This window comes from Candidatus Symbiopectobacterium sp., assembly GCF_020054415.1.
Classification (GTDB): Bacteria; Pseudomonadota; Gammaproteobacteria; order Enterobacterales; family Enterobacteriaceae; genus Symbiopectobacterium.
Genome location: NZ_JAHWCO010000463.1, coordinates 1 through 7,767, shown reverse-complemented (window position 1 = coordinate 7,767; position 7,767 = coordinate 1). Strand labels below are relative to the sequence as shown.

The window sequence follows — 7,767 nt, the reverse complement described above, 5'->3', positions numbered from 1 at the left end:
GTGAAGATGTATTTAATGTAATACAGTATTGTTATTATCGGGTCGTGTATTCAATGAGTTGATGTAGCATCAAACGTAGTACTCGCGTTCGATGTAAGTACCGATGATCCTATCGTGCGTTTCGGATGATTTTGAATATCCGGGCGTCTTGCGATTGAGCCGTTGCAATCGGTTACGCAGTGTCAGATGTGCACGCTCAATACGCTGTGTATACAGCTTGCTAACAATGTGTTTTATTTTTTGAAGTTCGTCGTTGTAAGCACTGTAGCCATCCGTGTTTGCATGACTGACGACGGTAACGCTGATGGCCACTTTTGCCATTACCGTGTTTTTCACAGGAGATGTCTGTTCACAAAACGGGCATCTTACATCAACTTTAGCCACTGTATTCCACATCCAAAACCTGACATTTCACACTGCAATCAACATATTGAATACACGAACTATTATCGGTCTATGGATTATCGATCTTGTCCATTTCGTCCAGCCGCACCAGCAATTTAAGCATCAGCACTTCCAACTGCTTCTGCTCATCTTTTTCCAATGCTGACCAGATGAAATACAGACTCTGGTGCTGCGGTGGCAGCAGACGATCGAGAAACGCTTTGCCTTCATCTGTCATATGCAAGTGTAAGCAACGACGATCGCTATCGCTTTCACGGCGTTCAATCCAACCGCGTTTTTCTAACTCATCGGCAATGCGCGTGGCATTGGTACGCGAAGAGCCCAGTGCGGCGCTCAATTCTGATGGTTGAATACTACGTGATTCCTGAGATTCCAGCGTAATCAGTGCCATAAACAACGTTTCGTTGATGCCCTGTTCCCGCAAAATCTTGTTACGGTGATCCAGAATCTTGTTCTGCATGTGCATGCACAGACGCACCAACAAGATTTCCTGTTGAGGAAACTCTGGATTGCGCGATGCACACAGATTGATCATTTGTTCGATGGGCGAGAAGGAGCTGTTTTTATCGAACTCAGGTTTCTTGTCACGCGCACCACTTTCAGTGAGCCCGTGCTTGTGTACAGATGGACTATCCATTTTTATGTGAACCTCATTAATCACGATCAGTATAATAACTAAAGTTACTAATCGGGTAAACGATATTTAGTCGCATTGTGTCGTCGCCTTTGTGACAGAACGTAAGTGACCTTGTGTAAGGTAACGTGAACCACTAATAACGTGCTGCTAACACAATGATATTAAATAATTCCCAATGAAAGGTATTTAAAAGCAATACCGTAACAAAACGCGCCCAACAATGTGGATATGACAATGCTGCGTGTCCGGTAGAAGCAGAGCGTGAGCGTCAGGCAACCGATGAGTGTAGGCAACAGCTTGTTAGTATGCTGTTGGATCTCTGGGACGCTGGAAACGATCAGCAAGGCGCAGATAGAAGTGATGCCAATGCTGTCGAGCACCGCTCCCACTTTGCCGCGCTTGAGTGATCCAGACGCGCGGTTGGCTCCCAGACGGAGTGGCAGGTAGCGGAATAAAAAATTCACCATGCCGACCAGCACACCAATCAGTACTATTTGGCTATTCATGCGGATTTTTCCCCCTGTTGAGCCATGACGGGCGGTGTAAGAAACAGTGCGGCGGCGCAGCCGCTGCCGATACCGACTAAAATAGCGGCCGGAATGGAGAACAGCAGTAACCCAAGCAGGGCGCCACCCAGTGCGCACACCACGACCATACTTTGCCGTTTTTTAAAAGAAGCCAGCAGGAAACTGAGGAACAACGCGGGCAGCATGAAGGTAAGTGCCGCCTCGACGGCGGGGTACGCTTTCAACGGCCCATTACCGAATAACGCGCCGATCACTGTGCCGCAGGCCCAGGAAATCCAGGAGGCGGCAGCGACGCCCAGCATCCAGTTTTCACTCCAGCGGCGATTGTTTTGTGCCAGCCGCGCTGTTGCGGCGGCGAAGACTTCATCGGTCAGGCCAAACGCCCACAGCGGTGTTTTGCGCGTAGGTAGGCGCTGCAAGATTCGGTGCCGCAGCGCCGGGCCATACAGCACATGGCGCACATCCATGGCCATGACGGTAAACGCCGCCACCCAAATTGACATCCCTGCGCTGAGCAGGGCGGTAATCACAAACTGGCTGGCGCCGGCGTAAATCACGCACGACATAAAGACGGCTTCCCACGGTGAATAGCCGAGTTTGACCGCATTCAGTCCAAAAGCGAAGGCGACGGGAAGATAACCGATCACAATCGGCAGGCTACTGATCACCCCTTCGGCAAAGGTGGCGTGCGGAGAGGCGTGTTCAATCTGCTTCTCCTGCTGTTGGCTTATCATTGGCTAACGTGTCGTTTAATAGAATGGGTGGTCAATACCCTACCGATAAAAGGGCGGATGTGCCAGAGATGTGACACATCCTCATCGACGGCCCTGTCAGCCGTGTTTTCTGCAGGGAATCCAGATAAGCAGCGTCAGCAGGCTCACTGCGGCACCCGCGTAGCAAACGCCTGTCCAACCTGCGACCTGATAGGTGGCCGCAGACAGCAAAGAGCCCGCAGCGCCGCCGATAAAGTAGCTGGTCATGTATCCGGCGGTGAGCCGGTTACGCGCTTCCGGCATTATCTGGTAGATCACGCTTTGGTTAGTGACGTGCAAACCCTGCACGACAAGGTCGAGCACGACAATGCCAACAATCAGCGGCAGCAGCGCCGTGGCACCCATGGCAATCATGCCCCAGGACAGCAACAGCAGCACCAGACCCACCGTGGTGGTTAATGTGGCCTTTCCCTTATCGACCAAACGACCAGCACGGGTGGCTGCCAGTGCGCCTGCAGCCCCGACTAAACCAAATAGCCCGATAATCCCTTATGAGTAGTGATAAGGCGGTGCCGACAGCAGAAATGCCATCGATGTCCAAAGAATGCTGAAATTGGCAAAAGAGAGACAGCCAAGCAGTGCGCGCACACGCAGCACGGGCGTGGTTGCAAATAACCGGAAAATGGAAACGATCAGTTGCTCGTATTGCAGGTTATTGCTGGGCGGTAAACGCGGCAGCGTACGCCAAAGTACCAACGCCATGATGACCATCAGTGCGCTGGCTACCCAATATACAGTACGCCATCCTCCCAGCGTGGCGAGTGCGCCAGCAATGGTGCGTGCAAGCAGAATGCCAAGCAGCAAACCGCTCATTATCGTACCGACTACCTTACCGCGGGCTTCGGTGGTTGCCAGCGTTGCCGCGAGCTGCACCAGCAGTTGAGCTACTACGGAACACAACACCGAGACCCCAATACCTGCGAGCATCACCGGTAATGTGGGGGCCAGCGCGGTAATCACCAGCCCTGGCGCGGTTAACAGCGTCATGGTGACAATCAGCGTGCGTCGTTCAAACATATCGTCCATCGGCACCAGAAACATCAAACCTACCGCATAGCCCACCTGTGCGGCGGTGACAATAAGTCCTACCTGATTAACGGAAAGTTCAAAGGTTCTGGCAATGGTTTCTAATAGCTGCTGGGCGTAGTAATTACCGGCAACGGCCAATCCGGTTGCCGTTGATATGATGAGCGTGAAAGGAAGACTGAGGCCGGTCTGGGCCTGTTGAGAAGACATGAATACTCGCTAGCGTTCTAAAATGTGTGGGAGCGATTCTAGCAAATCCGTTAAGACAGGGAGCATTTACAAAAAACGTAATTTCAAGAAGCAGTCCCGAGTGTGCTTGAGGTAGCTGACTAACCGAAGGAAAACGGCCATTCACATACACTCTCTGTCATTCCCGCGTAGGTAGGAATCTCCCACAGGCGAAACACATTCTTCCTGACAGAGGTCCTCGGCCTACGCCGAAGAGGACGAGTTTTGACATCAGTTTAAGGCCCAAGTGGGCCTGTGAGTGAATAACAACGTGACGCTATCCAGTTACTTGGCCGCCTCAGCGGCGGTTTTTATCCAACCATCAAACTGTGCCTGATGTGCCTTGATCCAGCCATCCACATGGCGTTCGATATCTTTCTGGCTACTCCCTCCGCTGCGCATCCGCATGTTTTGCGCGTTGATGTCTGCCAATGGCAGCTTCATGATGGCAAACAGTTTGGCAGCTGCCGGATTTTTCTCGGCCCACGCTTTATTCGCTGCGATACGGATATTATTAACGGGGAAGCCGTAGTCGTTGCCGTTAGCCAGCTTGGTGCTGGAGCCTTTCATTTCTCCCGGTTGAGAAGAGAAAGGCACCTGTAACCAGACAACGTCGCGCCCCGGTACCAGCACATCGCTGACCCAGTACGGTGTCCAAGTGTAATAGAAGATAGGTTTGCCTTCTTTATAGCGGGTAATGGCATCTGCGATCATCGCGGCGTAGTTACCCTGATTGTGCTCGACCGTGTTGCTCAATCCGTAAGCCTGAAGGTGATGGTTGATGGCGGCTTCACAACCCCAACCCGGTGCACAACCGATCAGGTCCGCTTTGCCATCACCGTTGGTATCAAACAGCTTGGCGATCTCAGGATCTTTAAATTGCTCAACGTTGGTGATCTGGTACTTTTCCGCTGTCTTTTTGTCGATCAGATAGCCCTGCGCTGCACCACCAACGTAGACCCCGTCGCGGTAAAATTTGGTATCACCGCCAGCCGCTTTGTACATGTCTGCCTGAAGCGGATCCCAGTTGACGGCGGTGAAGGTGGCATCGCAGGATGCGATGGACATATAGGCAACGTTGTAATCCACTTCGCGAATGGGTTGCACGTCGTAGCCCAGTTTCTCCAGTGCACGGCTGACCAGCAACGTCTGGAAGGTTTCTTCCGAAATCGTGCTCTGCACGGGCTGAACACTGACTCCTTTGCCTGGCTGATCGGCGGCATAGAGCGGCGAGCCCGTCAGCGCGGCAATCAGGGCAACAGCCCCGAATCCGATTTTCTGCATCATGGTTTATCCCTCTTTATGTTGTCGTGTGATTAACGCGTGAACGGGCGTAAAATTAGCCCCAACGGACCGGTGCGATACCAGGATTGATTACCACGGCTACGGCGGTCACGCCCCAGAGACTGGGTCAATCGGTCCAAAATGATGGCAAGAATAACGATCCCGACGCCGCCTACGGCAGCCAGTCCCATATCCAGACGCCCGATACCGCGCAGCACCATCTGCCCCAATCCTCCCACTGCGATCATCGAAGCAATCACCACCATGGAGAGCGCGAGCATCAGCGTCTGGTTAACACCCGCCATGATGGTGGGCATTGCCAACGGCAACTGTACTTTGAACAGCATCTGGCGCGGACTGGCTCCAAAGGACTCGGCGGCTTCTACCAGATCGGCGGGCACCTGCCGGATACCGAGGATGGTCAAACGTACAATCGGTGGCAGCGCAAAGATAATCGTGACCACCACTCCGGGCACATTCCCGATGCCAAACAGCATGACAATCGGCACAAGATACACAAACGCCGGTGTGGTTTGCATGGCGTCGAGCAGCGGGCGCACCACTTTTGCAGCACGCTCACTGTGCGCCAGCCAGATGCCGAGCGGCAGACCAAGCAGCATGCAAAAGGACAGGGCGGTTAATACCAGTGCCAGCGTGACCATAGCCTGTGACCACGCACCGATAGCACCGATGGCGACCAGCGATATCAGCGTTGCCGCGCACATACCCAGTGATGACATCTGCCAGGCGATAAGGGAGAACACCAAGATGGCGACCGGGGCTGGCATGCCTAGCAGCGCCTGCTGGAAACCGTTGAGAATGATGTCAACCGGCACGCGAATGCCTTGAAACAGCGGACGGAAATGTAGTACCAGCCAGTCGATCCCTCCGGTGACCCAATGATCCAACGGAATCAACGTGTCTTTGAACGGATCTAACAGCGAAAAGTGTTCCTGAGCCGGTGATGGGGCGCTGTTCAGCCAATCAGCGCCAGACTGGGCGGCATCCTGAGCGAGTGCGCCCCGCGCATCTGCACTGTTAGTTGCAGCGTCACCCGAAGCCGATGCACTTTGTGCTGCCGATGACCAGGGATCGCCATTGCTGCTGGTGGCTGCCTGTTCGGCAGCATTGACCGGTGTTTGCGTGGTTTCCCACGGATTGGTTGCGTTAGTCATTGTTGCTGCCCTCCTTGTCTAATGCCTGTAACAGCATGCCCTTGGAAATAATGCCGATATATTCACTGTTCTCACCGATGACTGGTACGGCGCAGGGGGCCTGTGCAACCTGTGAAATCAGTTCGTTGAGTGACATATCTGCGGGCACGGGGGCAGGGTCGGGCAGCAAAGCCTGTTCCAGCGGTTCTTGCGCGTGCAGTGCTTTTTTCAGCGAATCGATAGACACGACGCCGATAAATTTTTTCCCTTTTTCCAGCACGTAGCCATATTCACGATCATCATCCTGTAGGATCTTGAGCGCCGAGCGCGGCCCAACGCCGGGCGCTTTGCGGATCAAGGTAACGGGGCGACGACGCGCAATGTCTTTCGCACTGAACACGTGGCTGATATCCACACCACGGAAGAAGGTACGCACGTAGTCATTAGCCGGGTTATTGAGAATTTCATCCGGTGTGCCGACCTGGATCACTTCACCACCATGCATGATGGCGATGCGATCGCCGATGCGCATGGCTTCGTCCAGATCGTGTGAAATAAACACGATGGTACGCTGGTGGCGCGATTGCAGTTTCACCAACTCATCTTGCATTTCAGTACGGATAAGCGGGTCGAGCGCTGAAAACGCTTCATCCATCAGCAGAATATCGGGATCGTTTGCCAGTGCACGCGCCAGACCGACGCGTTGGCGCATCCCGCCAGAAAGCTCATCCGGATAGGTATTGGCATAAGCTTCGAGGCCTACCTGTTGCAGTGCTTCGAGCGCTTTCTGTTCACGCTGTGCTTTATCGACACCTGCCAACTCCATGCCAAAAGCGGTATTAGCCAACACGCTCAGGTGCGGCATCAAGGCGAATGACTGGAACACCATGCTGATTTTTTTGCGGCGCAGGGTGCGCAGTTCTGTGTCTGATACCTCGGCGATGTTTTCGCCGTCGATCAGTACCTGACCGCGAGTCGGTTCAATCAGACGATTGAGAAGGCGTACCAGTGTGGATTTACCCGAGCCGGATAATCCCATGATGACGAATATCTCGCCTTCTTCAATGGCCAGATTGGCGTCTTTCACGCCGACAGTGAGCCCGGTTTTTTCAAAGATCTGATCTTTGTTTAGCCCTTTGTCTATCAGTTTGAATGCCCTTTCAGGGTGCTCGCCAAATATTTTATAGAGATGCTTTACTTCGAGTTTTATTGCCATGAAATGATAAAATTCCTCTGTGATTTATCGTTCTATATTTCTGTCCTGATGAAGGTGAAAACACGCCATACCCTATCATACTCAGATTTTGAGGCAACCCTTTGTGCCGCGAGTAGTGCTATGAGGATATTCATTTTCATGTCGCTGGATAGACCCTTTTTCTTTATTTTTTACTGTTTGATTTTTATATTATTTATTGATGTTTTGTATTAATTTTTATTTAAATATCAATTATATATTTGTTTTGAAAATCGATGTTTTAAATGGTTTTTACGTTTCTGTATGTTGTGGTTAATAATGAGCTTGAATGACGTTGTGATTTTTTTTGAAATTACTTATGCCATTGCAGTGATAAAGGTGATTTATACCCGTGATTATTGAAGATGCTTGATTTTACGCGGTAAGAAGATCATGCTCACCCACTATGAAGATATTTATTACCGACAAGCAAAAAGCCGAACTCGAACAGCTTCATGACACCAGTCGTGATAAGCGTGTTTGTGATCGCATCAAAGCC

8 protein-coding genes and 1 pseudogene are annotated in these 7,767 nt (G+C 51.9%); 1 reads left to right on the top strand and 8 read right to left on the bottom strand.

Annotation, left to right across the window (positions count from 1 at the left end; all coding sequences use genetic code 11):
- Positions 1-69: 69 nt before the first annotated feature.
- The gene (locus QZ506_RS13475) at positions 70-384 is read right to left on the bottom strand and encodes an IS1 family transposase (protein ID WP_291971675.1); all 315 of its coding nucleotides are present in this window, start codon (positions 382-384) and stop codon (positions 70-72) included.
- On the opposite strand from QZ506_RS13475, the gene QZ506_RS13470 reads away from it, so the two are divergent.
- The gene (locus QZ506_RS13470; RefSeq protein ID WP_291971681.1) at positions 283-504 is read left to right on the top strand and encodes a hypothetical protein; all 222 of its coding nucleotides are present in this window, start codon (positions 283-285) and stop codon (positions 502-504) included. The two genes, QZ506_RS13475 and QZ506_RS13470, sit on opposite strands and share 102 nt — an antisense overlap.
- Here QZ506_RS13470 and mprA read toward each other — a convergent pair.
- The 7 genes and pseudogenes from mprA to proV all read right to left on the bottom strand — a co-directional run bounded on the left by mprA (position 455) and on the right by proV (position 7,250).
- Positions 455-940, bottom strand: a complete 486-nt coding sequence (mprA, locus tag QZ506_RS13465) for a transcriptional repressor MprA (protein WP_291971679.1) — start codon at positions 938-940, stop codon at positions 455-457. The genes QZ506_RS13470 and mprA overlap by 50 nt on opposite strands.
- Positions 941-1,203: 263 nt before the next feature.
- Positions 1,204-1,548: an L-valine transporter subunit YgaH gene (gene ygaH / locus QZ506_RS13460; RefSeq protein WP_291971672.1), complete on the bottom strand. Its 345-nt coding sequence runs from the start codon at positions 1,546-1,548 to the stop codon at positions 1,204-1,206.
- The gene (locus tag QZ506_RS13455) at positions 1,545-2,303 is read right to left on the bottom strand and encodes an AzlC family ABC transporter permease (protein ID WP_291971669.1); all 759 of its coding nucleotides are present in this window, start codon (positions 2,301-2,303) and stop codon (positions 1,545-1,547) included. Before QZ506_RS13455 ends, ygaH begins: the two co-directional genes overlap by 4 nt.
- 96 nt (positions 2,304-2,399) lie before the next feature.
- Positions 2,400-3,578, bottom strand: a pseudogene (locus QZ506_RS13450) (MFS transporter).
- A gap of 303 nt (positions 3,579-3,881) precedes the next feature.
- Positions 3,882-4,880: a glycine betaine/L-proline ABC transporter substrate-binding protein ProX gene (gene proX / locus QZ506_RS13445; RefSeq protein ID WP_291971677.1), complete on the bottom strand. Its 999-nt coding sequence runs from the start codon at positions 4,878-4,880 to the stop codon at positions 3,882-3,884.
- A 32-nt stretch (positions 4,881-4,912) separates the two neighbouring features.
- Complete coding sequence (proW, locus tag QZ506_RS13440) at positions 4,913-6,055, bottom strand: glycine betaine/L-proline ABC transporter permease ProW (protein WP_291971668.1); 1,143 nt, start codon at positions 6,053-6,055, stop codon at positions 4,913-4,915.
- The gene (gene proV / locus QZ506_RS13435; RefSeq protein ID WP_291971666.1) at positions 6,048-7,250 is read right to left on the bottom strand and encodes a glycine betaine/L-proline ABC transporter ATP-binding protein ProV; all 1,203 of its coding nucleotides are present in this window, start codon (positions 7,248-7,250) and stop codon (positions 6,048-6,050) included. The genes proW and proV overlap by 8 nt, the downstream gene beginning before the upstream one ends.
- Positions 7,251-7,767 lie beyond the last annotated feature (517 nt).

Bases quoted from the DNA above. Each gene is read 5' to 3' on its own strand.
- QZ506_RS13470 (WP_291971681.1), top strand. From the start codon at position 283: ATGACTGACGACGGTAACGCTGATGGCCACTTTTGCCATTACCGTGTT.
- mprA (WP_291971679.1), bottom strand. From the start codon at position 940: ATGATCAATCTGTGTGCATCGCGCAATCCAGAGTTTCCTCAACAGGAA.
- ygaH (WP_291971672.1), bottom strand. From the start codon at position 1,548: ATGAATAGCCAAATAGTACTGATTGGTGTGCTGGTCGGCATGGTGAAT.
- QZ506_RS13455 (WP_291971669.1), bottom strand. From the start codon at position 2,303: ATGATAAGCCAACAGCAGGAGAAGCAGATTGAACACGCCTCTCCGCAC.
- proX (WP_291971677.1), bottom strand. From the start codon at position 4,880: ATGCAGAAAATCGGATTCGGGGCTGTTGCCCTGATTGCCGCGCTGACG.
- proW (WP_291971668.1), bottom strand. From the start codon at position 6,055: ATGACTAACGCAACCAATCCGTGGGAAACCACGCAAACACCGGTCAAT.
- proV (WP_291971666.1), bottom strand. From the start codon at position 7,250: ATGGCAATAAAACTCGAAGTAAAGCATCTCTATAAAATATTTGGCGAG.